Origin of the sequence: Pseudomonas extremorientalis (assembly GCF_024584605.1) — a bacterium.
Classification (GTDB): Bacteria; Pseudomonadota; Gammaproteobacteria; order Pseudomonadales; family Pseudomonadaceae; genus Aquipseudomonas; species Aquipseudomonas extremorientalis.
On the sequence record NZ_CP089519.1, the window covers coordinates 4,814,202 to 4,838,007 of the forward strand.

General features: G+C 60.5%; 21 protein-coding genes, 1 tRNA gene and 1 pseudogene. 14 read left to right on the top strand and 9 right to left on the bottom strand.

Translation table 11 applies throughout. The features are described from left to right. Nucleotides 1-5 precede the first annotated feature (5 nt). The 4 genes from acnD to LUU92_RS21595 all read right to left on the bottom strand — a co-directional run bounded on the left by acnD (nt 6) and on the right by LUU92_RS21595 (nt 5,571). Entirely contained in the window at nt 6-2,600 is a 2,595-nt protein-coding gene (gene acnD, locus LUU92_RS21580) for a Fe/S-dependent 2-methylisocitrate dehydratase AcnD (protein WP_257102622.1), read from the bottom strand. Nucleotides 2,601-2,798: 198 nt separating this feature from the next. Next, nucleotides 2,799-3,926 (bottom strand): bifunctional 2-methylcitrate synthase/citrate synthase, encoded by a 1,128-nt coding sequence (prpC, locus tag LUU92_RS21585; RefSeq protein WP_257102623.1) that lies wholly within the window; start codon nt 3,924-3,926, stop codon nt 2,799-2,801. A gap of 41 nt (nt 3,927-3,967) precedes the next feature. Next, the gene (prpB, locus tag LUU92_RS21590; RefSeq protein ID WP_021491517.1) at nt 3,968-4,861 is read right to left on the bottom strand and encodes a methylisocitrate lyase; all 894 of its coding nucleotides are present in this window, start codon (nt 4,859-4,861) and stop codon (nt 3,968-3,970) included. Then, nucleotides 4,861-5,571 (bottom strand): GntR family transcriptional regulator, encoded by a 711-nt coding sequence (locus LUU92_RS21595; protein WP_058427390.1) that lies wholly within the window; start codon nt 5,569-5,571, stop codon nt 4,861-4,863. The genes prpB and LUU92_RS21595 overlap by 1 nt, the downstream gene beginning before the upstream one ends. A 270-nt stretch (nt 5,572-5,841) precedes the next feature. Here LUU92_RS21595 and rloA point away from each other — a divergent pair, with 270 nt between their 5' ends. The 4 genes from rloA (at nt 5,842) to pabB (ending at nt 10,345) form a co-directional block, all read left to right on the top strand. Next, on the top strand, nt 5,842-6,378 hold the full coding sequence (gene rloA, locus LUU92_RS21600) for a retropepsin-like aspartic peptidase RloA (RefSeq protein WP_058427391.1): 537 nt from the start codon (nt 5,842-5,844) through the stop codon (nt 6,376-6,378). A gap of 5 nt (nt 6,379-6,383) precedes the next feature. Continuing rightward, on the top strand, nt 6,384-7,916 hold the full coding sequence (gene rloB / locus LUU92_RS21605; protein WP_071491419.1) for an osmotic stress tolerance membrane protein RloB: 1,533 nt from the start codon (nt 6,384-6,386) through the stop codon (nt 7,914-7,916). After that, on the top strand, nt 7,916-8,902 hold the full coding sequence (locus LUU92_RS21610; protein WP_071491420.1) for an alpha-L-glutamate ligase-like protein: 987 nt from the start codon (nt 7,916-7,918) through the stop codon (nt 8,900-8,902). The genes rloB and LUU92_RS21610 overlap by 1 nt, the downstream gene beginning before the upstream one ends. Nucleotides 8,903-9,001: 99 nt before the next feature. After that, a complete protein-coding gene (gene pabB, locus LUU92_RS21615) occupies nt 9,002-10,345 on the top strand; it encodes an aminodeoxychorismate synthase component I (protein ID WP_257102624.1) in 1,344 nt (447 codons plus the stop codon). A 123-nt stretch (nt 10,346-10,468) separates the two neighbouring features. On the opposite strand, the gene thrH is transcribed toward pabB, so the two are convergent. Continuing rightward, nucleotides 10,469-11,086, bottom strand: coding sequence for a bifunctional phosphoserine phosphatase/homoserine phosphotransferase ThrH (gene thrH, locus LUU92_RS21620; protein WP_257102625.1), 618 nt, complete (start codon nt 11,084-11,086; stop codon nt 10,469-10,471). 152 nt (nt 11,087-11,238) lie between these two features. On the opposite strand from thrH, the gene LUU92_RS21625 reads away from it, so the two are divergent. From LUU92_RS21625 to LUU92_RS21635, 3 genes are all read left to right on the top strand, one after another. Further along, nucleotides 11,239-11,973 (top strand): phosphoadenylyl-sulfate reductase, encoded by a 735-nt coding sequence (locus tag LUU92_RS21625; protein WP_071491423.1) that lies wholly within the window; start codon nt 11,239-11,241, stop codon nt 11,971-11,973. A gap of 467 nt (nt 11,974-12,440) precedes the next feature. Further along, nucleotides 12,441-13,967, top strand: a complete 1,527-nt coding sequence (locus LUU92_RS21630; RefSeq protein WP_257102626.1) for an NCS1 family nucleobase:cation symporter-1 — start codon at nt 12,441-12,443, stop codon at nt 13,965-13,967. Nucleotides 13,968-13,980: 13 nt separating this feature from the next. Beyond that, on the top strand, nt 13,981-14,697 hold the full coding sequence (locus LUU92_RS21635) for an aspartate/glutamate racemase family protein (protein WP_071491425.1): 717 nt from the start codon (nt 13,981-13,983) through the stop codon (nt 14,695-14,697). Here the strand turns inward: LUU92_RS21635 and LUU92_RS21640 are convergent. Further along, nucleotides 14,678-15,607 carry a LysR family transcriptional regulator gene (locus tag LUU92_RS21640; protein ID WP_257102627.1) on the bottom strand — a complete coding sequence of 310 codons (930 nt, stop codon included), beginning with the start codon at nt 15,605-15,607 and terminating at the stop codon, nt 14,678-14,680. The genes LUU92_RS21635 and LUU92_RS21640 overlap by 20 nt on opposite strands. A gap of 125 nt (nt 15,608-15,732) precedes the next feature. Here LUU92_RS21640 and LUU92_RS21645 point away from each other — a divergent pair, with 125 nt between their 5' ends. Then, nucleotides 15,733-16,479 (top strand): 3-oxoacyl-ACP reductase family protein, encoded by a 747-nt coding sequence (locus tag LUU92_RS21645; protein WP_257102628.1) that lies wholly within the window; start codon nt 15,733-15,735, stop codon nt 16,477-16,479. Nucleotides 16,480-16,564: 85 nt separating this feature from the next. On the opposite strand, the gene LUU92_RS21650 is transcribed toward LUU92_RS21645, so the two are convergent. After that, nucleotides 16,565-17,254: an HAD-IA family hydrolase gene (locus LUU92_RS21650; RefSeq protein ID WP_071491427.1), complete on the bottom strand. Its 690-nt coding sequence runs from the start codon at nt 17,252-17,254 to the stop codon at nt 16,565-16,567. A 257-nt stretch (nt 17,255-17,511) separates the two neighbouring features. Here LUU92_RS21650 and LUU92_RS21655 point away from each other — a divergent pair. Then, nucleotides 17,512-17,763 (top strand): annotated as a pseudogene (locus LUU92_RS21655) (type II toxin-antitoxin system RelE family toxin); the annotation flags it as partial. Continuing rightward, the gene (locus LUU92_RS21660) at nt 17,717-18,073 is read left to right on the top strand and encodes a type II toxin-antitoxin system RelB family anti-toxin (RefSeq protein ID WP_071491428.1); all 357 of its coding nucleotides are present in this window, start codon (nt 17,717-17,719) and stop codon (nt 18,071-18,073) included. The pseudogene LUU92_RS21655 and the gene LUU92_RS21660, both read left to right, overlap by 47 nt. Nucleotides 18,074-18,199: 126 nt before the next feature. Here the strand turns inward: LUU92_RS21660 and LUU92_RS21665 are convergent, their stop codons facing one another. Beyond that, on the bottom strand, nt 18,200-19,168 hold the full coding sequence (locus LUU92_RS21665; protein ID WP_222540264.1) for an NAD(P)H-binding protein: 969 nt from the start codon (nt 19,166-19,168) through the stop codon (nt 18,200-18,202). Nucleotides 19,169-19,261: 93 nt separating this feature from the next. Here LUU92_RS21665 and LUU92_RS21670 point away from each other — a divergent pair, with 93 nt between their 5' ends. The 3 genes from LUU92_RS21670 to LUU92_RS21680 all read left to right on the top strand — a co-directional run bounded on the left by LUU92_RS21670 (nt 19,262) and on the right by LUU92_RS21680 (nt 22,421). Beyond that, nucleotides 19,262-20,146 carry a LysR family transcriptional regulator gene (locus tag LUU92_RS21670; protein ID WP_257102629.1) on the top strand — a complete coding sequence of 295 codons (885 nt, stop codon included), beginning with the start codon at nt 19,262-19,264 and terminating at the stop codon, nt 20,144-20,146. 54 nt (nt 20,147-20,200) lie between these two features. Next, complete coding sequence (locus LUU92_RS21675) at nt 20,201-20,779, top strand: DUF4337 domain-containing protein (protein ID WP_257102630.1); 579 nt, start codon at nt 20,201-20,203, stop codon at nt 20,777-20,779. 145 nt (nt 20,780-20,924) lie between these two features. Next, nucleotides 20,925-22,421, top strand: coding sequence for a trypsin-like serine peptidase (locus LUU92_RS21680; RefSeq protein ID WP_257102631.1), 1,497 nt, complete (start codon nt 20,925-20,927; stop codon nt 22,419-22,421). A 162-nt stretch (nt 22,422-22,583) separates the two neighbouring features. Here the strand turns inward: LUU92_RS21680 and LUU92_RS21685 are convergent. Further along, nucleotides 22,584-22,673: transfer RNA gene (locus LUU92_RS21685), tRNA-Ser, on the bottom strand. 320 nt (nt 22,674-22,993) lie between these two features. On the opposite strand from LUU92_RS21685, the gene LUU92_RS21690 reads away from it, so the two are divergent. Continuing rightward, nucleotides 22,994-23,686, top strand: a complete 693-nt coding sequence (locus LUU92_RS21690) for a crotonase/enoyl-CoA hydratase family protein (protein WP_257102632.1) — start codon at nt 22,994-22,996, stop codon at nt 23,684-23,686. Nucleotides 23,687-23,806: the final 120 nt, after the last annotated feature.

The following is a 23,806-nucleotide window of genomic DNA, read 5'->3' on the forward strand; positions in this document are numbered from 1 at the left end:
TCCCCTCAAGCCGTCGCCGCCGATTCCAGGAAGTCCTGGGCAAAGCGTTGCAACACGCCGCCCGCCTCGTAGATCGACACTTCTTCGGCGGTGTCGAGGCGGCAGGTCACCGGCACCTCGACACGTTCGCCATTCTTGCGGTTGATCACCAGGGTCAACTGCGCCCGCGGAGTACGCGCGCCGACCACATCATAGGTCTCGCTGCCATCGATCTTCAGGGTGTGGCGGTCGGTGCCCGGCAGGAACTCCAGCGGCAACACGCCCATGCCCACCAGGTTGGTGCGGTGGATGCGCTCGAAACCTTCGGCGGCAATCGCCTCCACACCGGCCAGCCGCACGCCCTTGGCCGCCCAGTCGCGAGACGAGCCCTGGCCGTAGTCCGCGCCGGCAATGATGATCAGCGGTTGCTTGCGCTCCATGTACGTTTCGATGGCCTCCCACATCCGCGTGACCTGGCCTTCCGGCTCGATGCGCGCCAGGGAACCCTGCTTGACCTTGCCGTTTTCCACCACCATTTCGTTGAACAGTTTCGGGTTGGCGAAGGTGGCGCGCTGCGCGGTCAAGTGATCGCCCCGGTGCGTCGCGTAGGAGTTGAAGTCGACTTCCGGCAGGCCCATTTTCGCCAGGTATTCGCCGGCGGCGCTGTCGAGCATGATCGCGTTGGAGGGCGACAGGTGGTCGGTGGTGATGTTGTCCGGCAGCACCGCCAGCGGGCGCATGCCCTTGAGCGGACGGGCACCGGCCAGCGCGCCTTCCCAGTAAGGTGGGCGGCGGATATAGGTGCTTTGCGGACGCCATTCGTACAGCGGCGCGACTTTCGGGCCAGTGTCCTCGTGGAGGGCGAACATCGGGATGTAGACCTGGCGGAACTGCTCCGGCTTGACCGAGGCCTTGACCACTGCGTCGATCTCTTCGTCGCTCGGCCAAATATCTTGCAGGCGGATTTCCTTGCCATTCGCGTCGAGGCCAAGCACGTCTTTCTCGATGTCGAAGCGGATGGTGCCGGCAATCGCATACGCGACCACCAGCGGCGGCGACGCGAGAAACGCTTGCTTGGCGTAGGGGTGAATACGCCCGTCGAAGTTACGGTTGCCCGAGAGCACGGCGGTGGCGTACAGGTCGCGGTCGATGATTTCCTGCTGGATCACCGGATCGAGTGCGCCGGACATGCCGTTGCAGGTGGTGCAGGCAAACGCCACCACACCGAAGCCGAGTTTTTCCAGCTCATGGCCCAGGCCGGCTTCTTCCAGGTACATCGCCACGGTTTTCGAGCCGGGTGCCAGGGACGATTTGACCCACGGCTTGCGGGTCAACCCAAGCTTGTTGGCGTTGCGTGCCAGCAGGCCGGCGGCGATCACGTTGCGCGGGTTGCTGGTGTTGGTGCAACTGGTGATGGCGGCGATGATCACTGCGCCGTCAGGCATTTGGCCTGGCACTTCGTCCCACTGGCCGGAAATACCCTTGGACGCCAGATCGCTGGTGGCAACGCGAGCATGGGGGTTGCTCGGGCCGGCCATGTTGCGCACGACGCTGGACAGATCGAAGGTCAGCCCTCGCTCGTACTGCGCGCCCTTGAGGTCATCGGCCCACAGGCCGGTGTGGCGAGCGTACTGCTCCACCAGCGTGACTTGTTCGTCTTCGCGGCCGGTGAGCTTCAGGTAGGCGATGGTCTGTTGGTCGATGTAGAACATCGCCGCAGTCGCGCCGTATTCCGGGGCCATGTTGGAGATGGTTGCACGGTCGCCAAGCGTGAGTGCCGAAGCACCTTCGCCGAAGAACTCCAGCCAGGCGCCAACCACTTTCTGTTTACGCAGGAACTCGGTCAGCGCCAGCACCATGTCGGTGGCGGTGATGCCCGGTTGCAGCTTGCCGGTCAATTCGACGCCGACGCTTTCCGGCAGGCGCATCCACGAGGCGCGACCGAGCATCACGCTCTCGGCTTCCAGGCCGCCGACACCGATGGCGATCACGCCCAGGGCATCCACGTGCGGGGTGTGGCTGTCGGTGCCGACGCAGGTATCGGGGAAGGCCACGCCGTCGCGCACCTGGATCACCGGGGACATTTTCTCCAGGTTGATCTGGTGCATGATGCCGTTGCCGGGCGGGATTACATCGACGTTCTTGAAGGCCTTCTTGGTCCACTCGATGAAGTGGAAACGGTCTTCGTTGCGACGGTCTTCGATGGCGCGGTTTTTTTCGAACGCGTCCGGGTCAAAACCACCGGCTTCGACGGCCAGGGAGTGGTCGACGATCAGTTGGGTCGGCACTACCGGGTTGACCTGGGCCGGGTCACCGCCTTGCAGGGCGATGGCGTCACGCAGGCCGGCGAGGTCGACCAGAGCGGTCTGGCCGAGGATGTCGTGGCACACCACACGCGCCGGGAACCATGGGAAGTCGAGGTCGCGCTTGCGTTCGATCAGTTGGCTCAAGGAAGCATTGAGGGTGGCTGGGTCGCAGCGGCGCACCAGGTTTTCCGCAAGGACGCGGGAGGTGTAAGGCAAGGTGGCGTAGGCGCCAGGGGTGATTGCCTCGACAGCCGCACGGGCGTCGAAGAAATCCAGGCGGCTGCCGGGAAGCGGTTTGCGGAATTCAGTGTTCATCGTCAGGACTCGGTCACGGTGATAACAAAGGGAGGACCTGCACCGATCCAGAATTGAAATGCGGTCACAATGTGGGAGGGGGCTTGCCCCGATAGCGGTGGGTCAGTGCCCGCTGCATCAACTGACAGACAGCAATCGGGGGCAAGCCCCCTCCCACATTTGATCCGGTTAACAATTCGGGATCGTCGGCATTCCCATTCAGCGACGTTCGATTGGCACGAACTTGCGCTGCTCGACGCCGGTGTATTCGGCGCTTGGACGGATGATGCGGTTGTTGGCGCGCTGTTCGAACACATGCGCCGCCCAGCCCGTCAGGCGCGAGCACACGAAGATCGGGGTGAACAGCTTGGTCGGGATGCCCATGAAGTGGTACGCCGAGGCATGGTAGAAGTCAGCGTTGGGGAACAGCTTCTTCTGTTCCCACATGGTCTTGTCGATGGCTTCGGAGACCGGGAACAGCACCTTGTCGCCCAACTCGTCCGCAAGTTTTTTCGACCAGCCCTTGATCACTTCATTACGCGGGTCGCTGTCTTTGTAGATCGCGTGGCCAAAGCCCATGATCTTGTCCTTGCGCGCCAGCATGCCGAGGGTGCCTTCGACCGCCTCTTCAGCGGACGAGAAACGCTCGATCATTTCCATCGCCGCTTCGTTGGCGCCGCCGTGCAGCGGGCCGCGCAGCGAGCCGATGGCGGCGGTGACGCAGGAATACAGGTCGGACAGGGTCGAGGCACACACCCGGGCGGTGAACGTCGAGGCGTTGAATTCGTGTTCCGCGTAGAGGATCAGCGACACGTTCATCACCTTGACGTGCAACTCGCTGGGCTTCTTGCCGTGCAGCAGGTGCAGGAAGTGGCCGCCGATGCTCGGCTCGTCGGTCACGCAGTCGATGCGCTTGCCGTCGTGGCTGAAGCGATACCAGTAGCACATGATTGCCGGGAACGCGGCGAGCAGGCGGTCGGTAACGTCGCGCTGCACGCTGAAGTCTTTTTCCGGCTCGATATTGCCCAGGAACGAGCAACCGGTGCGCATCACGTCCATCGGGTGTGCGTCGGCGGGGATACGCTCCAACACTTCCTTCAGCGCTTGCGGCAGGTCGCGCAGCTTGCCCAGCCTGGCGCTGTAGGCGGCCAGCTCGGTCTTGGTCGGCAACTCGCCGTACAGCAGCAGGTAGGCGACTTCTTCAAATTGCGCATCGGCGGCCAGTTCGCGCACGTCGTAGCCGCGATAGGTCAGGCCGGCACCCGCCTGGCCCACGGTGGACAGTGCGGTCTGCCCAGCCACCTGGCCACGCAGGCCGGCACCACTCAATACTTTTGCTTCAGCCATGTCTGTTCTCCAATCTTGAATTTATTTGGGAGTGCGCCGGGTTATTTTTTCGCGGCAAACAGCGCGTCGAGCTTCTGCTCGAAGGTGTGGTAGTCGATGCGATCGTAAAGCTCCATGCGGGTCTGCATGGTGTCGATCACGTTCTGTTGGGTACCGTCGCGACGGATCGCGGTATAGACATTCTCGGCGGCCTTGTTCATGGCGCGGAAGGCCGAAAGCGGGTACAGCACGATGGAAACATCGGCAGATTTCAACTGTTCGGTGGTGTACAGCGGCGTGGCGCCGAACTCGGTGATGTTGGCAAGGATCGGCGCTTTCACGCGGGAGGCGAACAGTTTGTACATCTCCAGCTCGGTGATGGCTTCCGGGAACACCATGTCGGCGCCGGCCTCGATGCAGGCGGCGGCACGTTCCAGCGCGGACTCCAGGCCTTCGACCGCCAGCGCATCGGTACGCGCCATGATCACGAAGCTGTCATCGGTGCGCGCATCCACGGCGGCCTTGATACGGTCGACCATTTCCTGCTGGGACACGATTTCCTTGTTCGGGCGATGACCGCAACGCTTGGCGCCGACCTGATCTTCGATATGGATGGCGGCCGCGCCGAACTTGATCATCGACTTGACGGTGCGCGCCACATTGAATGCCGAGGAGCCGAAGCCGGTGTCCACGTCCACCAGCAGCGGCAGGTCGCACACGTCGGTGATGCGGCGTACGTCGGTCAGCACATCGTCCAGGCCGGTGATGCCCAGGTCCGGCACACCGAGGGAGCCAGCCGCCACCCCGCCACCCGACAGGTAGATCGCCTTGAACCCGGCGCGCTTGGCCAGCAGTGCGTGGTTGGCGTTGATCGCACCGACCACCTGCAGCGGGTGTTCACTGGCGACCGCGTCACGGAAACGCTGGCCGGGAGTCGTCTTGTTATTGGAACTCATCATTCACCTCGTGATGGGGGAGTGCCGTCCGGGAAGTGACGGGCAATATTGCGTTTGGATGCGCCGATATGCCGGCGCATCAACAGTTCGGCCAGTTCACCGTCGCGATCGGCAATCGCGTCGAGAATGCGGTGGTGCTCGGCAAAGGCCTGGCGCGGACGATTGGGGGTGGCGGAAAACTGGATGCGGTACATACGCACCAATTGGTACAGCTCGCCGCAGAGCATCTGGGTCAGGGTGCGGTTGCCGGCGCCCTGGATGATCCGGTAATGGAAGTCGAAGTCGCCCTCCTGCTGGTAATAGCCCAGGCCGGCCTGGAAGGCTTCGTCGCGCTCGTGGGTGTGCAGCACTTGGCGCAATTCTTCGATTTCCGCGTCGGTCATGCGCTCGGCGGCCAGGCGACAAGCCATGCCTTCGAGGGATTCGCGGATTTCATAGAGTTCGATCAGTTCGTCGTGGCTCAACGACACCACCCGCGCGCCGACGTGGGGCACGCGCACCAGCAGGCGCTGGCCTTCCAGGCGGTGGATCGCCTCACGCAGCGGGCCACGGCTGATGCCGTAGGTGCGCGCCAGCTCCGGCTCGGAGATCTTGCTGCCCGGGGCGATCTCGCCCTTGACGATGGCGGCCTGGATACGCCGGAAGACGTTCTCGGACATGGTCTGTGAATCGTCTTGCGCCACCACTGGGGATTCCAGCTGATCCAGCATATTGTCGACACCTTTTAAAGCTATGCCGCAAAAACTAGCCAATCAGCCCAGGATAGTCAAAGAATAAATACACATTGTCGACAATCGTCTAATAACCAGGGTTGCACCCTAGCAGGGCATGGCCGCCTGCCAGCGCTGGCGCCAAAAAAGCATCATGTTAGAATGCCCGGCACTTTTGCCTGACATCATTGGATGAAACGGCGTACGAGGGAGTTTGCGCAGCAATGCCAGTCGCCTTGAATTGAACATCGCACTGCCGCCTCGGGATCTATGAGACTCAAACCCTTCCTTCTATTGATGTGCCTGTTGACCGCACCCAGCCTCGGCGCTGCCGCCGAGAAGACCGTGTATGGCCTCAACGAATACGCCCAGTTGGCCGGTATCGACCTGGAAGTCGCCGCCAAACTGGATACCGGTGCCAAGACCGCCTCGCTCAGTGCCCGTGATATCAAGCGCTTCAAGCGCAACGGCGAATCCTGGGTGCGCTTCTACCTGGCCATCGACACCGCCCATTCCCATCCCATCGAGCGTCCCCTGGCCCGCGTCAGCAAGATCAAGCGCCGCGCCGGTGACTACGACCCCGATGAGGACAAGAACTACACCGCCCGTCCGGTGATTGCCCTGGATATCTGCATGGGCACTGCTTTACGCAGCATCGAAGTGAACTTGACTGACCGCAGCGCATTCCAATACCCGCTGCTGATCGGCTCCGAAGCGCTGAAACGCTTTGATGCGCTGGTCGACCCCAGTCTTAAATACGCAGCAGGCAAACCCGCCTGCGCCGCCGACGCTCATACCGCCGAGTAAACCGAATGCGCTCTCTGACCCTGCACCTGAAGATCCTGATCACCATCCTGGTGGTTTTGGGTATTTCGGTCACCGCTTATCAGATCTTCGTGCTGGGGATCCCCGTCACCGAGGACGCCACCGACGACTTGTGGAACATCGACGCCAAGGTCGAGTTCGTCGCCAACCCGAAAGACCCGGTGAAGATCCAGATGTTCGTGCCGCCCCTGAGCCGCGACTTCGTCAGCCTCAACGAAAGCTTCATCTCGAATAACTACGGGGTGAGCGTCAACCGCATCGACGGCAACCGCAAGGTCACCTGGTCGGCGCGCCGCGCCAAGGGTAACCAGACCCTGTACTACCGCCTGGTGCTGACCAAGCGCTACAGCGGCGAGAAGGTCAAGGTCAAAGGCCCCACCTTCCGTGACAGCATCGCCGTGGAAGGCCCGGAAAAGATTGCCGCCGAAGCCCTGCTGGCGCCGATCCGCCAGCACTCGGCCGACGTCGAGACGTTTATCACCGAAGCGATCAAGCGCACCAACAACCTCAACGACGACAATGTGAAACTGCTGCTGGCGGGCGACCCTTCGACGCCACACAAGGCCAAGATCGTCGAACTGCTGCTGTCCATCGCCCACGTGCCGGTGGAAAAGGTCCACACCATCCGCCTGGTCGCCGACCAGCCGCAAACCCCGGAACTGTGGTTGCGCAGCTTCAACGGCAATGACTGGTTGTACTTCAACCCGGAAACCGGCGAACAGGGCCTGCCCGCCGACCGCCTGCTGTGGTGGACCGGTGATGAAAACCTGATCACCGTCGAGGGCGGCAAGAAGGCCATGGTGACCTTCAGCCTGAACAACAGCGAGATGAACGCGATTCGCCTGGCCAAGCTGACCGACGAGAACACCGACGCCAACTTCCTCGAATACTCGCTGTACGGCCTGCCGCTGCAAACCCAGCAGACCTTCATGATCATGGTGATGATCCCGATTGGCGTGCTGGTGATCCTTATCCTGCGCAACCTGATCGGCCTGCAGACACTCGGCACGTTCACCCCGGTGCTGATCGCCCTGGCGTTCCGCGAGACGCAGCTGGGCTTCGGGATTGTGCTGTTTACGATTATCACGGCGCTGGGACTGTCCCTCAGGTCGTACCTGGAACACCTGAAATTGCAGATGCTGCCAAGGTTGTCGGTGGTGCTGACCTTCGTCGTGGTGCTGATTGCGGCCATCAGCCTGTTCAGCCATAAGCTGGGGCTGGAGCGCGGGTTGTCGGTGGCGCTGTTCCCCATGGTGATCCTGACCATGACCATCGAACGCCTGTCCATCACCTGGGAGGAACGCGGCGCCAACCATGCGCTGAAGGTGGCGATTGGTACGCTGTTCGCGGCGTCCCTGGCGCACCTGATCATGAGCGTGCCGGAGCTGATCTACTTCGTGTTCACCTTCCCGGCGATCCTGCTGATCCTGGTGGGGTTCATGCTGGCCATGGGGCGTTATCGCGGTTACCGCCTGACCGAGCTGGTGCGTTTCAAGGCGTTCTTGAAGGCTGACCGGTAATGTTCGGTTTCTGGAAGACCTGGAAAGCCCTGGAAGCGCGCGGGATCATGGGCATCAACCGGCGTAACGCCGACTACGTGCTCAAGTACAACAAGCGCAGCCTGTACCCGATCGTGGATGACAAGATCATCACCAAGGAGCGCGCGCTGGCGGCCGGCATCCATGTACCGGAAATGTACGGGGTGATCAGCACCGAGAAAGAAATCGACAAGCTCGACGAGATCATCGGCGGGCGCAGCGACTTCGTGATCAAGCCGGCCCAGGGCGCCGGCGGGGACGGCATCCTGGTGGTCGCCGACCGCTTTGAAGGGCGCTATCGCACGGTGTCGGGCAAGATCATCAGCCATGAAGAGATCGAGCATCAGATTTCCAGCATCCTCACTGGCCTGTATTCCCTGGGCGGCCACCGTGATCGTGCGTTGATCGAATACCGTGTGGTGCCCGACCAGATCTTCAAGAGCATCAGCTATGAAGGCGTGCCGGACATTCGTATCATCGTGCTGATGGGCTACCCGGTGATGGCGATGCTGCGCTTGCCGACCCGCCAGTCGGGCGGCAAGGCCAACCTGCACCAGGGTGCAATTGGCGTCGGCGTGGACCTCGCCACCGGCCTGACCCTGCGCGGCACCTGGCTGAACAACATCATTACCAAACACCCCGACACCACCAATGCGGTGGATGGCGTGCAGCTGCCCAACTGGGACGGTTTCATGAAGCTCGCCGCCGGCTGCTATGAGCTGTGCGGGCTGGGCTATATCGGCGTGGACATGGTGCTGGACCAGGAAAAAGGCCCGTTGATCCTGGAACTGAATGCGCGGCCTGGGCTGAATATCCAGATTGCCAATGACTGCGGCCTGACCCTGCGCACCCATGCGGTGGAAGCACGGTTGGAAGCGCTGAACGCCGCTGGCGTGACAGAAACCCCGGAAGAACGGGTGAAGTTCGTGCAGGAAATGTTTGGACATATTCCCCCCGTCGAAGGCTGATCAGGTCTTCAATCTGTCTATCCCCGACATCCCCCCTAGGAGCAAATCCTACGGGGGACTACAATCCCCTCCCCCGCGCCAATGGCTGATCCACCCCGCATGTTGACCTGCTCCGTACACCCGCTGCCCTACCGGGCCAACCCCGCCGAGTATTTCGCGGCGATTCGCCATGCGCCTGGCGCAGTGCTGCTGGACAGCGGCCGACCGGCAGCCGAGCGCGGACGGTATGACCTGTTGAGCGCGTGGCCACAAACGACATTGACGGTATCGCACGACGAAAGCGGCAGTGATTTCCTGCAACGCTTGCGTGCAAATCTTACGCAGTTGGGCGAGGCGGATCTGCCTGCTGGTTATGAGCTGCCGTTTGCCGGTGGGTTGATCGGTTACCTGAGCTATGACTTTGGCCGACACCTGGAGCACATGCCGCACCTTGCCGTGGATGACCTGCACCTGCCGGATGCGCGCTTCGGGCTGTATGCCTGGGCATTGATCAGTGATCATCAGGCGCAGACCAGCCAGCTCGTGTTTCATCCGACACTGGCCGATAGCGAGCAGCAACGCTTGATCGCTCTGTTCGGCCAGCCGGTCGCCGACAGCGCGGCAATCTTCAAGTTGAACGGTCCCATGGCGCCGGACCTCACCGCCGAGGCCTACCGCCAGGCTATCGTGCGCATCCAGGATTACATCCAGGCCGGCGACTGCTACCAAGTGAACTTTGCCCAGCGTTTCCGGGCCCCGTGCATCGGCGATCCATGGGTCGCTTACTGCGCCCTGCGCGAAGCCTGCCCGACGCCGTTCTCCGGGTTCCAGAGCCTGCCGGACGACGGCGCGGTGCTGAGCCTGTCGCCAGAGCGTTTCGTGCACATCAGCAAACGCCAGGTCGAAACCCGCCCCATCAAAGGCACCCGCCCACGCAGCCTGACGCCTGAGGAAGACGCCGCCAACGCCGCCGAACTGCTGGCCAGCCCCAAAGACCGCGCCGAAAACCTGATGATTGTCGACCTGCTGCGCAACGACCTGGGGCGCACCTGCCGCACCGGCTCGGTCAGCGTGCCGGAGCTGTTCAGCCTGGAAAGCTACCCCAACGTGCACCACCTGGTGAGCAGCGTCATCGGCGAGCTGGCCGACGGCAAGGACGCGCTCGACCTGATCGCCGGCAGCTTCCCCGGCGGCTCCATCACCGGCGCGCCGAAGATCCGTGCGATGCAGATCATCGACGAGCTGGAGCCGACTCGCCGTGGGTTGTACTGCGGCTCGCTGGTGTACCTGGATGTGCGCGGCGAGATGGACAGTTCCATCGCCATTCGCAGTTTGCTGGTGAAGGATGGCCAGGTTTGTTGCTGGGGCGGCGGCGGGATTGTCGCGGACTCGGAATGGGAGGCGGAGTACCAGGAGTCGCTGACGAAGGTGCGGGTGTTGTTGGAGACACTGGACGGTTTGTAGTGACTGGGCTGGCCTCTTCGCGGGCAAGCCCGCTCCCACATTTGACTGCATTCTCATGATGGAACTCGGTCAAGTGTGGGAGCTGGCTTGCCTGCGAAGAGGCCATCAGCCGCGCTGAAAGCCTTACAGGCTCAACGACCGATTCGAGGCCTTGATGAATTCCTTCTTCAAATCCTCAAAGGTATGCACCGCCGAGAATTGCGGGAATTCGCGAATCACGTTTTCCGGCGCGTGGAACAGAATCCCACGGTCGGCTTCGCCGAGCATGGTGGTGTCGTTGTAGGAGTCGCCGGCGGCGATCACGCGGTAGTACAGGCTCTTGAAGGCCAATACCGACTGGCGCTTCGGATCTTTCTGGCGCAGTTGGTAACTGACTACGCGATCGCTCTCGTCGGTGATCAGGCGGTGGCACAGCAGGGTCGGGAAACCCAGCTGACGCATCAGCGGCTGGGAGAATTCGTAGAAGGTGTCGGACAGGATCACCACCTGGAAGCGCTCGCGCAGCCAGTTGACGAACTCGACGGCGCCATCCAGCGGTTTGAGGGTGGCGATCACCGCCTGGATATCGCCAAGCTTGAGCCCGTGCTCGTCGAGGATGCGCAGGCGCTGCTTCATCAGAACGTCGTAGTCGGGAATGTCCCGGGTGGTGGCGCGCAGGGATTCAATACCGGTTTTTTCGGCGAAGGCGATCCAGATTTCCGGAACCAGTACCCCTTCCAGGTCGAGACAGGCAATTTCCACAAGACACTCCCTTATAGATGTTGTTGGTTGAGCGAGCAAAAGGACTGCCGAACTCTAGCGATTCATGCTCGCCGCCGCAACGCAGGGCGGATTTTGATACCATCGCTCCCCTATAGAGCGCTCAGCGCCACTGACCTGTAGGAACCGTCCTGATGAACCAAGCCTTCGACGTCGCTGAACTCGCCGCGACTTATGCCAACAAATCCGCCCAGGACATTCTCAAGCTGGCCTTCAACCAGTTCGGTGATGACCTGTGGATTTCCTTCAGCGGCGCCGAGGACGTGGTGCTGGTAGACATGGCCTGGAAGCTGAACAAGAACGTCAAGGTGTTCAGCCTCGACACCGGGCGCTTGCACCCGGAGACCTATCGGTTCATTGAGCAGGTGCGCGAGTTCTACAAGATCGATATCGAGTTGATCTCGCCGGACCAGAGCAAGCTGGAACCCTTCGTCAAAGAGAAAGGCCTGTTCAGCTTCTATAAGGACGGCCACGGCGAATGCTGCGGCGTGCGCAAGATCGAACCGCTGCGCCGTAAACTCGCCGGCGTCACTGCCTGGGCCACCGGCCAGCGCCGCGACCAGAGCCCCGGCACCCGCAGCCAGGTAGCGGCGCTGGAAATCGACACGGCCTTCTCTACCCCGGAACGCACCCTGTACAAGTTCAACCCGCTGGCGCAGATGACCAGTGAGGAAGTCTGGGGTTACATCCGCATGCTGGAGTTGCCTTACAACAGCCTGCATGAGCGCGGCTTTATCAGCATCGGCTGCGAGCCCTGCACCCGCCCGGTGCTGCCGAACCAGCATGAGCGCGAAGGTCGCTGGTGGTGGGAAGAGGCCACGCAGAAGGAATGCGGGCTGCATGCGGGGAATATCATCAGCAAGGCCTGAAGTTGCGCTGTAAAAAATGTGGAAGGGGGCTTGCCCCCGATAGCGGTAGGTCAGCCAGGTCAATAGTGACTGACACTCCGCAATCGGGGGCAAGCCCCCTCCCACATTTGAGTTATGTTAGCCACTGAACGTGTACACACATATGTAACCATCGGTGCCATTTATGTGTGCAATCCATCTTGTTGCGCACCATTACGTAACACCTCTCCCCTCCTGCCTTTTGTCTTTACAAATAGCCCGGTTCCTACCAAAAAATAAATAACTGTTCAAACGGTCAATTTATATCGCTTTAAATTCAGCTAGTTATTCAATAAACCTATAAAAACGAAATTACCACAGGTTTTCATAGATCAAAAACTGGCACGCAAGTGGCTTAAGGCAAAACAAGCTTTGTATACAATAAATACAAAACCTACATACACTTTGCCATCTGCGGCCTGGCTGCCGATGTGCTGGAGCCTGCCGGAATGCGTACAAGCCTCTCGAATAATATCGCACTGGATCTGCCCTCCTCCCTGAAGCCCGAAGCCATCGAGCCCGGCCCTCTGGTGCCGAGCCCACGCCTGCACAACAAGGACCTGGCGCCCACCAAGGTTGAAGGCCGGCGCTGGGGTCGCTATAGCATCTTTGCGCTGTGGACCAATGACGTACACAACATCGCCAACTACTCGTTTGCCATTGGCTTGTATGCACTGGGCCTGGGCGGCTGGCAGATTCTGTTGTCTCTCGGCATCGGTGCCGCGCTGGTGTACTTCTTCATGAACTTGTCGGGCTATATGGGGCAAAAGACCGGTGTGCCGTTTCCAGTGATCAGCCGTATCAGCTTCGGCATTCATGGCGCGCAGATTCCGGCGTTGATCCGCGCGGTGATTGCGATTGCCTGGTTCGGTATCCAGACCTACCTGGCCTCGGTGGTTTTCCGCGTGTTGCTGACGGCGATTCATCCAGGCTTTGCCCAATACGACCACAATTCGATCCTGGGCCTGTCGTCCCTCGGCTGGGTGTGTTTCGTGGCAATCTGGCTGGTGCAATTGGTGATCCTGGCCTACGGCATGGAAATGGTACGCCGCTACGAAGGCTTCGCCGGGCCGGTGATTTTACTCACCGTGGCGTCGTTGGCCGGTTGGATGTATTTCCAGACCGGCGGGACCATCGCCTGGTCGATCCGCGAGCCGCTGAGCGGCGGCGAGATGTGGCGCAATATCTTTGCCGGCGGCGCGCTGTGGCTGGCGATCTACGGCACGCTGATCCTCAATTTCTGTGACTTCGCCCGCTCCTCGCCGTGCCGCAAGACCATTCAGGTGGGTAATTTCTGGGGCCTGCCGGTGAATATCCTGGTGTTTGCCGCGATCACCGTGCTGCTGTGCGGCGGGCAATTCCAGCTCAATGGCCGAGTGATCGAAAGCCCGACCGAGATCATCGCGGCCATCCCGAATACCTTCTTCCTGGTGCTGGGCTGCCTGGCGTTCCTGATCGTCACCGTGGCGGTGAACATCATGGCCAACTTTGTCGCGCCGGCCTTTGTGCTGAGCAACCTGGCGCCCAAGTACCTGAACTTCCGCCGCGCCGGGTTGATCAGCGCCACCGTGGCGGTGCTGATCCTGCCGTGGAACCTCTACAACAGCCCCCTGGTGATCGTGTACTTCCTGTCCGGCCTGGGCGCGCTGTTGGGGCCACTGTATGGGGTGATCATGGTCGATTACTGGTTGATCCGTAAAAGCCAGGTGGACGTGCCGCAGTTGTACAGCGAAGACCCGCGCGGCGTTTATTACTACAGCCGTGGAGTCAATTTGCGTGCGGTGGCAGCGTTTATTCCTGCGGCGGTGATCGCCATTCTCCTGGCCTTGTTACCGGGTTTTGCCAACGTGTCACCGTTTTCCTGGATGTTTGGCGCCGGTATTGCAGGGCTGTTGTACTTGCTGATCGCCAAGCGCCAGCCGTTCTACGCCGATGTCAGCGGCGAAAGCATTGCCGTCGATAACGTCAGTCATTAATCAAGGACCTTCCATGCGTATCCTCGTGGTCAACGTCAACACCACCGAATCCATCACTGAAACCATCGCCCAGCAGGCGCGCGCCGTGGCTGCGCCGGGCACCGAGATTGTCGGGCTCACGCCGTACTTCGGCGCCGAATCGGTGGAGGGCAACTTTGAAAGCTATCTGGCGGCCATCGCGGTGATGGACCGGGTGATGGCCTATGACCAGCCGTTTGATGCAGTGATCCAGGCCGGGTACGGCGAGCATGGTCGTGAAGGCTTGCAGGAATTGCTCAACGTGCCGGTGGTGGACATCACCGAAGCCGCCGCCAGCACGGCGATGTTCCTGGGTCACGCCTACTCGGTAGTGACGACCCTGGACCGCACGGTGCCGCTGATCGAAGACCGCCTGAAACTGGCCGGCCTGTACCAGCGCTGCGCCTCGGTGCGCGCCAGTGGCATGGCGGTGCTGGAGTTGGAAGAAAACCCGCTGGCAGCGATGGAGGCCATCGTGCGCCAGGCGGAACTGGCCATCAGCGAAGACAAGGCCGAGGTGATCTGCCTGGGCTGTGGCGGCATGGCCGGGCTGGATGAGCAGATTCGCCAGCGCACCGGTGTGCCGGTGGTGGATGGGGTGACAGCGGCGGTGACCATTGCCGAGTCGCTGGTGCGGCTGGGGTTGTCGACGTCGAAGATCAGGACTTACGCAACGCCAAGGGCGAAAAAAGTCATCGGTTGGCCGCGCTGAAGCGTTGGTTCAACTGCTGCTCGGCGAATTGCTCGATGATGAAATCCACAAACGCGCGGGTCTTGCCGGGCAGCAGTTTGTGTTCGGCGTAGTAGATGGAGATGTTGCCGTCGTCGACGTACCAGTCGGGCAGCACCCGCACCACCGCACCGCTGTCCAGGAATGGCACGGCCATAGGCATGCTCACCAAGGCGACGCCCAGGCCTTGGGCGCTGGCGCAGCAGGCGGCTTCGGAATCGCTCATGGTCATGCTCGGTCTAAGCACCAGCGGGCGGTGTTCACGCTCGGTACTGGTCAATTGCCAGGAGCGCACGCGTCCGGTCTGCGGTGAACGGATGAGAATCCCGTGGCAATGCGCCAGGTCTTCGGGCGCCCGCACCGGGGGACGCTGCGCCAGGTAGTCCGGTGACGCCACCAGCACGCGATGGGCCGGGGTCAACTTGCGCGCCACCACCCCCTGGGGCAGCTCGAAGCCACCACCGATGGCAGCATCGAAACCCTGGCCGATCAAGTCGACCTGGCGGTTATCGAAATGCCAGTCCGGGCTGATGTCCGGGAAGCGGCGCGTGAACACGCCCAATAGCGGCACCACGTAGCGATTGCCAAACACCGTACCCATGCTCACTTTCAACGTGCCCACCGGCCGCCCTTCAGCGCTGGCCAGGTTGGCCACGGCGTTCTGGATGGTGGTAAGGCTGCCGCTGACCTCTTCGAGGAACAGCTTGCCGGCTTCAGTGAGGGTGAGGCGCCGAGTGCTGCGCTGGAACAGGCGTACGCCCAAACGCGCTTCGAGCTTGGCGACACTTTTGCCCACCGCCGCCGGTGTCAGGCTCAGGTGCCGCGCCGCTTCGGCAAAGCTGCCACCTTCGGCGCTGCGCACGAAACATTCGATACTGCCAAAGCTTTCCATATCGACCACTCTAAACTTTTGGTTTACACAGACTATAGCAATCCTGGTCTACCGGGAGGGGCTGGCGAGGTCGATACTCGGTTCCAACAACAAGGCATCCCGCCTTGAACAGCTTGGAGATCGACATGACCACACAAAACCTCAGCGGCAAAGTCGCCTTGATTCAAGGCGGTTCTCGCGGCATCGGCGCCGCCATCGTCAAACGTCTTACCGCACAGGGCGCAGCCGTTGCCTTTACCTACGTCAGCTCGGCCGCCAAGGCCGAAGAACTGCAGAACAGCGTGATCAGCGAAGGCGGCAAAGCCCTGGCGATCCATGCCGACAGCGCCAGTGCCGATGCGATACGCAATGCGGTCAACGCCACCGTCGAAGCCTTTGGGCGCCTGGATATCCTGGTGAACAACGCCGGCGTACTGGCCATCGCGCCGCTGGAGGATTTCAAGCTGGAAGACTTTGACCAGACCCTGGCGATCAACGTGCGCAGCGTTTTTATCGCAACCCAGGAAGCGGCCAGGCATATGGGTGAAGGCGGCCGCGTGATCAATATCGGCAGCACCAATGCCGAACGCATGCCGTTTGGTGGCGGTGGCCCGTATGCGATGAGCAAGGCGGCGCTGGTGGGGTTGACCAAAGGCTTGGCGCGGGATCTGGGGCCACGGGGGATCACCATCAACAACGTACAACCTGGGCCGGTGGACACCGATATGAACCCGGCCAACAGTGATTTTGCCGAGAGTCTGATTGGGTTGATGGCGGTGGGGCGGTATGGGCATGTGGAGGAGATTGCCAGTTTTGTGGCTTACCTCGCAGGACCGGAAGCGGGCTATATCACCGGTGCAAGCTTGACCATCGATGGAGGCTTCAGCGCCTAGGGCTTCCTGAACACTGCCAATCAAATGTGGGAGGGGGCAAGTCGAATCGTCGCACCGCCCCTCCCACATTTTCAACCGCGATCAATCAGGTTCGAGGTGGCAGGCCGTAGGCCGCCAGGTCAAAGTCCGCGAGCTTGCGGATGATCTGGTCGGCGTGGTGGTACTTGCTGTCGGCCATGGCTTCATCCGGCACAGCGATGGCGGTCATATGGGCAGCTTTGGCAGCAGTGACGCCGAAGGGTGAGTCTTCGAACACCAGGCAATCCTCGGGCGCAACGCCCAGGCGGCGGGCGGCGGTGAGGAAGATGTCTGGCGCGGGTTTGGCGGCGCCCACTTCCGGGTCGTCAGCGGTGACGATGGTGTCGAACAGGCCAAACCATTCGCGGTGCAGGGTGGTCTTGTGACCAAACGAATTGCGCGACGAACTGGTGCCCACGGCAATCGGGATATTGTGCGCCTTCAAGTGCCGCACCAAGGCTTCGGCGCCGGGCATGCCCAAGGCCTTGGGGAAACGCTCGCTCATCAGCGGTTCGCGGATCTCCAGGAATTGAGCCGGTGTGATCGGCAGGTCCAGCGCCTTCACCACGTAGTCCGCCAGGTCCTGGGCACCACGCCCGATGATGTGCTGCTTGATGCCCCAATCGTAGATGCGACCGTAGCGTTCGGCGATGATTTGCGTGACTTCTGTGTAGATGCCTTCCGTGTCCAGCAACAACCCGTCCATATCGAAAATCACGGCCTTGATCGGACCGACTGCGGTACGCGGTGCATTCATCACGACAACCCAAGGGAAAGACTAAAAGGATTCAGCACAATAGCGGTGCGGGTCCCATGCAGGCAACCGCCATGACTTTGTATCGATTCGATTCCCGAGTTGATGGCCCTTCATATCAGTGCCTCATAACTGGCAACAGCTATACCGGTCGGTGTGTGCGGCGACCGTCTACGGTTTGTGAGGGCAGCGCGAACCGCCACTGGCCGGCGTCTGAAAATATCGCTTGATAACCTTATAAAAGACTTATTAATCTTCCAATGAACTCCATCCACTGGACTAGAAAATCCGTAAAGCAACTGCTTCGGTTGCATACGTATCATCAGCAACAGGTACGCGATGCGGTGTCAGCGCTTGAGCGCATGCCCGAGGCAGCCAACGTCAAGGCATTGGTCAATTACCCCCATGGTTATCGCTTGCGCGTGGGTAATTACCGAGTCCTTTTCGATTGGGATCGCGATATCCATGTGGTCAGCATTGAAGAGGTCAAGAAGCGTGACGAGCGAACCTACTGCCGTACAGATCATCCACAATACGGAGGGCAAGCCAGCCTTTGTGGTGATTCCCTATGAACATTATCTGGCCCGGCAGAACGATCCAAATCTGATTCCCCATGCGGTGGTAAGCCGCCTGGTGGATGGGGCAACCCCTATCCGTGCATGGCGCGAACACCTGAACCTGACCCAGGAAGAGGTTGCCAAACGCCTGGGCATTTCCCAATCCGCATTTGCCCAACAAGAGTCGGTGAACAAACCTCGCCGTGCAACGCGGGAAAAAATTGCCAAGGCCTTCGGCATCAACGCCAGTCAACTGGAGCTATAAAGCGTAACTCTGGAAAATCCGCGCCCTCAGCCCACCCATTGCAGCCCTTGCTCAAGGCTTCCACCTGGATCCGCGCATGGGCCAGTGCCGTAGAGGGCGATGCTACAGGCCCCTTCGAGCCAAACTTCACACTGCCCGACGCAGGCACCCCATGCCGGCCAGAGTCGTCTCCACCGCCTCATCCAGCGGCGTGCAAGGTTCAGCACCCAATACCGCAACCAGCCGCGTGTTATCGAGCAGCACAGGGGTTTGCCACAGGTAACGCATCTCCAGCATTTCACGGAAGGTGGCGACAAAGGGCGAAGCTATTTTGAGCAGCCACCAGGGGAACATCCTGACGACAGGCTGTTGCCCCGTCCTACGCAGCACCACGCGCTGGATTGCCCGGCTCAGCTGTGTGCCATCCGTGTCCACCTGCCCCGCCATATGAAAACGCGCGAACGCCTGCAGGGTTTCACGGCGCTCCAGCAGTTCAACCATCGTACGCGCCACATCGGGCAGGTACGCCCATTGATGGGCAACACCTGGCGCCCCCGGATAATTGATGCTGCGCACAATGTTGCCAGGTTTGACCAAGCCCTGGGAAAACCAGCTGTTGGCCGCCTGCGCGCCGAAAAAGTCACCGGCGCGCACGATCAGCACCCTCGCCCCGTTGCCTGAAGCTTCGTATAAACGCTGCTCCAGTTGCACACGGATCGCGCCCTTGCGGGTTTGCGGGTGTTGAGGGGAGTCTTCGTGCAGTACGGGAAACGCGTCCGGCCCAAAGTTGTAGACGGTACCGGGCAACACAATGGTGGCGCCTTCCGCAACGGCCGCCGCGATGGTGTTGTCGATCATCGGCAGCACCCGCTCGGCCCAGTGCCGATAGCCCGGCGGGTTGACCGCGTGCACGATCACTTCACAGCCTCGGGCTGCAGCAAGTACGTCATCGCGGTTGAGTGCATCACCCTCAAGCCAGTCAAATGCGGCGTTCTGGCCACGGGCCTTGTCGGCATCACGGGTCAACGCGCGCACCTGCCAACCCGCCGCCAGCAGCTGCCGTGCAACTTCGCCACCAATGCCACCGGTTGCACCCAACACCAATACTTTGTTCATCACACTCTCCCACAGGGGTTGATGGGGACATTTTCTGCGTGCCGGCGCTATAGAGGAATTGTCGAAGATCGCCAAGGCGCTATACATTTATGCATGGCAACGAATATTGGTTGGGAGCTTTACCGGTCGTTCCTCGGCGTATTCCGAGAAGGATCGTTGTCGGGAGCCGCACGGCAACTCGGCATTACACAGCCCACGGTCGGCCGGCACATTGCCGCGCTGGAAACGGCGCTGGGCGTGGTGCTGTTTACCCGTTCACCGAGCGGCTTGTTGCCCACGGCGGTAGCCCGGACCCTGCGCGCCCACGCCGAAACCATGGAACGCACAGCGGCGGCACTTGAGCGTGCAGCGTCTGCCCAGGGTGATGAAGTGCGCGGCGTGGTGCGCGTGTCCGCCAGCGAAGTGATCGGCGTGGAAGTGCTGCCGCCGATCCTCACGCAAGTGCGCCAGGCACACCCGCACCTCAAGGTCGAACTGGTGCTGACCAACCGCCTGAGCGACCTGTTGCAACTGGAAGCCGACATCGCCGTGCGCATGGTCCGCCCCAGCCAGGAGCAACTGCTGGCGCGACGCATCGGCTTGATCGAAGTCGGCCTGCATGCCCGCGACGAGTACCTGCAGCAACACGGCACGCCCCTGTTGATGCAGGACCTGGCCGGCCACTCAGTGATCGGTTTCGACCAGGAAAACGCATTTATCCGCAGCCTGGCCATCAAGGGCTTCGAGCGTAGCGCCTTCGCCCTCAGCAGCGACAGCGACCTGGCACAGTTGGCACTGATCCGCGCCGGTGCCGGTATCGGCGGCTGCCAGGTCCAACTGGCCAAGCGCGATCCCTGCCTGCGCCGGGTCCTGCCAGAAGGCTTTGCACTCAAGCTGGACACCTGGGTGACCATGCACGAAGACCTGCGCAACAGCCCGCGCTGCCGCGTGATGTTCGACGCCCTGGTGGAAGGTTTGCAGCGTTACGTACAGGATTGAGACAGCTTCACTGGTGAAGAATCAGACTCCCTCAGTCCATTCACAGACGCCCCTATGTCCGAAGCCTTCGAAGTCCCCAGCCCCCACGAAAAACACATCGAACACACCACCGAACATGCCCACGGCCGTGGTGACACCTTCGCCAGCCGCATCGCCGTGATGACCGCCCTCATGGCCACCCTCGGCGCCATGCTCAGCTACCAGGCCGGCTCCACCGAAAGCGAAGCGGCAATGGACAAGAACAACGCCGCCATCTTCAAGACCGAAGCCGCCAACCAGTGGAACTACTACCAGGCCAAATCCAGCCGGCAAAACCTGGCAGAACTGGCAACCCACATTCCCGGCGTGGACGCGGTGCATTACAAGGAAGAGATAGAGCGCTACAGAAGCCAGAAGGAAGACGTGCGCAAACAGGCCGAAAAGCTTGAGGCCAGGTCAAAGCAATGGGATGAAAAGTCGGAACAGGCGCTGCACCAGCACCATCGCTGGGCCCAGGCGATGACCGCGATTCAGATCGCGATTTCATTGGCGGCGATCACCTTGCTGACCAGGCGGGAATGGTTGAAGCGCCTGTCGTATACAGCGGCGGGTGTCGCGGTGGTGCTGGGCAGCCTGGCGTGGCTGCATATCTGAGACGATGCAGTCAAAAGGTGGTGACGCCATGATCACTGGGATCAGCACCTTCTCTCAAGGGCTCACGCAATAGTCCTGTATGGCGTTTGCCATGGCCTGATTGGGTAGTTTCAGCCAATCAATGACTTCCTTGTCGGGCCCCCTTATGTCACGTACTCACAGCGCTTGCGTTTTCCTGTATCTCCTGTTGCTCAGCATCGTCTGGCCCAGCCACGCCAGAGACCTGGCCGAAGGACTTACCGAACAGTCACCGTCCATGGCACTTGAGAATAAACACCACCGTTACCCGCAATGGACCGGCATCGGTTCACTGAAAAACGCCTTAGGCCAGACCTGCAATGCCGTTCTGCTTGACACTCATGATCGCCGGGGCAAGGCCACCGGCCCGGCTTATGTGCTGACCAGCGGGCACTGCGTGTTCTTCAGCTACGGTACGGCGCTCCTGAGCCGGGCGTTCACCGCCGATGTCACCTTCAATTACTTTCATGACACACCTGAACGGCATGTCACCTACGCCGTCAAAACAGCACATTGGAGCAGCATGGCGGGCACCGATTTAGCCGTGCTCGAACTGGATACGTCACTGGCCGCGCTGGTGGCCAACGGGATCATGCCACTCAGGCTGGCATCTCAACGTCACACGTCGGATCGAGAAGTGATCAATGTGGGAGCGCCGACCGGGTTCCTGAAAAAGGGACTACGCATGAGCGCCTGCGTGGAGTCGACTATCAACAGTTTTGCCGAACAACCCGGTGTGTTCCCCAACGCCTTGCGCAACCGCTGCAACGGTCTGCGCCCAGGCAGCTCCGGCAGTCCGATGCTGGACCGGAATACCAATGAAATCACCAGTATCATCAGCAAGGTCGCGTCCGCCATTCAGAAGGACATTCTCAATAGCTGTCAGAACAACTCGGTGTGTGAAGCCGCCAAATTCAACTACAGCTATCCTGCCAACCACTTGTACTACTGCTTTGTAGACGGTGTGTTCCGTAATGACACCCCGACCTGCCAGCTCAAGACCGTTGAAATCACGCTGGACGAACCATGGAACCTGAAGCCGTATGTGCATTTACAACGTGATGCCGCCGGCCAAATAATCCGTCCAACCTGGAACCTGAGATTCTCGATCCAGGAACCGTTCTACCGATTCAAGGCCGTAAATGACATCAACGATTGCGCACGCACCCACGGCTACCAAGTCGCCGCCGCCTCTGACGAGGCGTACATCAACCAGTCCATCGGCCCAGTGCTGGGGCCGCATGTGCTGTGCATACTCGGCGTGCAAAAGGCCGAGCAACCGCTGACCGAAGCACTCCTGCGCAATGTATTCACCCATTCGGTCTTCCTGACCAACCCCGCACCGGCACCGCAGATCAAGCACCGCTATCACATCGCCTGGGAAAACCAGCACAGCGGTTTTAGCCAGCATTACTACTACAGCGTGCATTCGGCGAGCAGGACCACCTGTGGCGATATTGACGATGAACGCTACACCCTGGCCATGGATGGCATTTTCCTGGAAATAGCAGAGCTGCCGGTCACCTTATGCAGCTATGCACGCAACAGTGTTGGGCAACCGTCAGCCATTCGCACAGACGTGATCGAAAGCGCAACGGTTCGTTCGCAGCGTCATGCCAGGTGAGGCAGCAAGCCCTTTTCAGCAACTTTTGATGAAATTCGGGTATGAGAATAGGCAATGCCCAAAAGGCACCACTCGACCGGGGCACAGATGGGGGTAGGCTGCGAAATCGCGGGCAAAAAAAATCCCGCTGAGCGTCTAACTCGCGGGATTTCTTCAAGAATGTGGCGGTGAAGGAGAGATTCGAACTCTCGATACAATTTCTTGTATACACACTTTCCAGGCGTGCTCCTTAAGCCACTCGGACACTTCACCGTATCTCGTCAAACCAGTTCAGTCTGTCGAGGCGCGCTAATGTAGTCGAAAGCCTTTCTGATGGCAAAGGTTTTTTTCAGAATATTCATGCGCTTAGCCGGTTATGCCGCTCACCGCCCGGCAAGGGGCGTTGATTGTGCCATTCTCAGGCATTGGCGGTAGGTGTCTGGGGTGGCGATTGTGCCCTGCCCCAGGCATTCCGATGCGCTGTGCAGGGGAAAACCCTGACTGGCCAGTCAGTCACAGCGCTTTACCGGGGCGGGCGTGGTGGGTAACGTCTGCTGCATTCTTCTATAACAAGTCCTACAAGGAACCGCGTCATGAGTGAGTTGATTGCCTACCACCTCGAAGACGGTATCGTGACCCTGACCTTGAGCAACGGCAAGGTGAATGCCATTTCTCCGGCGGTGGTCAGTGCGTTTAATGAAGCGCTGGACCAGGCGGAGAAGGACCGGGCGGTGGTGGTGATCACCGGTACGCCGGGGATTTTGTCGGGTGGTTATGATTTGAAGGTGATGACCGCCGGCCCTAAAGAGGCGATCAGCCTGGTGACGTCCGGTTCGACGTTGGCGCGTCGCCTGTTGTCGCACCCGTTCCCGGTGATTGTGGCGTGCCCTGGCCATGCGGTGGCCAAGGGTGCCTTCCTGCTGTTGTCGGCGGATTATCGGATTGGCGTGGAAGGCCCGTTCAGCATTGGCCTGAACGAGGTGGCGATTGGCATGACCATGCACCACGCCGGTATCGAGTTGGCGCGGGATCGCCTGCGCAAGTCGGCGTTCCATCGTTCGGTGATCAATGCCGAGATGTTTGACCCGCAGGGCGCGTTGCAAGCGGGCTTCCTCGACAAGGTGGTGGCACCGGAAGAGCTGCACGCGGCGGCGCTGGAAGCGGCGCGTCAGTTGAAGAAGCTCAACATGAACGCCCACAAGCACACCAAGTTGAAAGTCCGTAAAGAACTGTTGGAAGCCTTGGACGACGCCATCATCCAGGACCAGGGGCATATACTGAGTTAAGCCCTACGCCTGATACACCGAAGCCCGACCTTGCGTCGGGCTTTTTCTTACAACCAATTCCGAATCATCTTCAGCCGCTCTAGCTTGCCTGTATCGACAGATGTTGAAACATGCGCTTAA

Coding starts and splice junctions, on each gene's coding strand:
- LUU92_RS21640 (WP_257102627.1), bottom strand. CDS start 15,607: ATGGAAAGCTTTGGCAGTATCGAATGTTTCGTGCGCAGCGCCGAAGGT.
- LUU92_RS21675 (WP_257102630.1), top strand. CDS start 20,201: ATGTCCGAAGCCTTCGAAGTCCCCAGCCCCCACGAAAAACACATCGAA.
- LUU92_RS21660 (WP_071491428.1), top strand. CDS start 17,717: ATGTGGTCAGCATTGAAGAGGTCAAGAAGCGTGACGAGCGAACCTACT.
- LUU92_RS21645 (WP_257102628.1), top strand. CDS start 15,733: ATGACCACACAAAACCTCAGCGGCAAAGTCGCCTTGATTCAAGGCGGT.
- pabB (WP_257102624.1), top strand. CDS start 9,002: ATGTTGACCTGCTCCGTACACCCGCTGCCCTACCGGGCCAACCCCGCC.
- LUU92_RS21635 (WP_071491425.1), top strand. CDS start 13,981: ATGCGTATCCTCGTGGTCAACGTCAACACCACCGAATCCATCACTGAA.
- prpB (WP_021491517.1), bottom strand. CDS start 4,861: ATGAGTTCCAATAACAAGACGACTCCCGGCCAGCGTTTCCGTGACGCG.
- LUU92_RS21680 (WP_257102631.1), top strand. CDS start 20,925: ATGTCACGTACTCACAGCGCTTGCGTTTTCCTGTATCTCCTGTTGCTC.
- LUU92_RS21625 (WP_071491423.1), top strand. CDS start 11,239: ATGAACCAAGCCTTCGACGTCGCTGAACTCGCCGCGACTTATGCCAAC.
- LUU92_RS21690 (WP_257102632.1), top strand. CDS start 22,994: ATGAGTGAGTTGATTGCCTACCACCTCGAAGACGGTATCGTGACCCTG.
- LUU92_RS21595 (WP_058427390.1), bottom strand. CDS start 5,571: ATGCTGGATCAGCTGGAATCCCCAGTGGTGGCGCAAGACGATTCACAG.
- LUU92_RS21610 (WP_071491420.1), top strand. CDS start 7,916: ATGTTCGGTTTCTGGAAGACCTGGAAAGCCCTGGAAGCGCGCGGGATC.
- rloB (WP_071491419.1), top strand. CDS start 6,384: ATGCGCTCTCTGACCCTGCACCTGAAGATCCTGATCACCATCCTGGTG.
- LUU92_RS21650 (WP_071491427.1), bottom strand. CDS start 17,254: ATGAATGCACCGCGTACCGCAGTCGGTCCGATCAAGGCCGTGATTTTC.
- prpC (WP_257102623.1), bottom strand. CDS start 3,926: ATGGCTGAAGCAAAAGTATTGAGTGGTGCCGGCCTGCGTGGCCAGGTG.
- LUU92_RS21670 (WP_257102629.1), top strand. CDS start 19,262: ATGGCAACGAATATTGGTTGGGAGCTTTACCGGTCGTTCCTCGGCGTA.
- acnD (WP_257102622.1), bottom strand. CDS start 2,600: ATGAACACTGAATTCCGCAAACCGCTTCCCGGCAGCCGCCTGGATTTC.
- LUU92_RS21665 (WP_222540264.1), bottom strand. CDS start 19,168: ATGAACAAAGTATTGGTGTTGGGTGCAACCGGTGGCATTGGTGGCGAA.
- rloA (WP_058427391.1), top strand. CDS start 5,842: ATGAGACTCAAACCCTTCCTTCTATTGATGTGCCTGTTGACCGCACCC.
- LUU92_RS21630 (WP_257102626.1), top strand. CDS start 12,441: ATGCGTACAAGCCTCTCGAATAATATCGCACTGGATCTGCCCTCCTCC.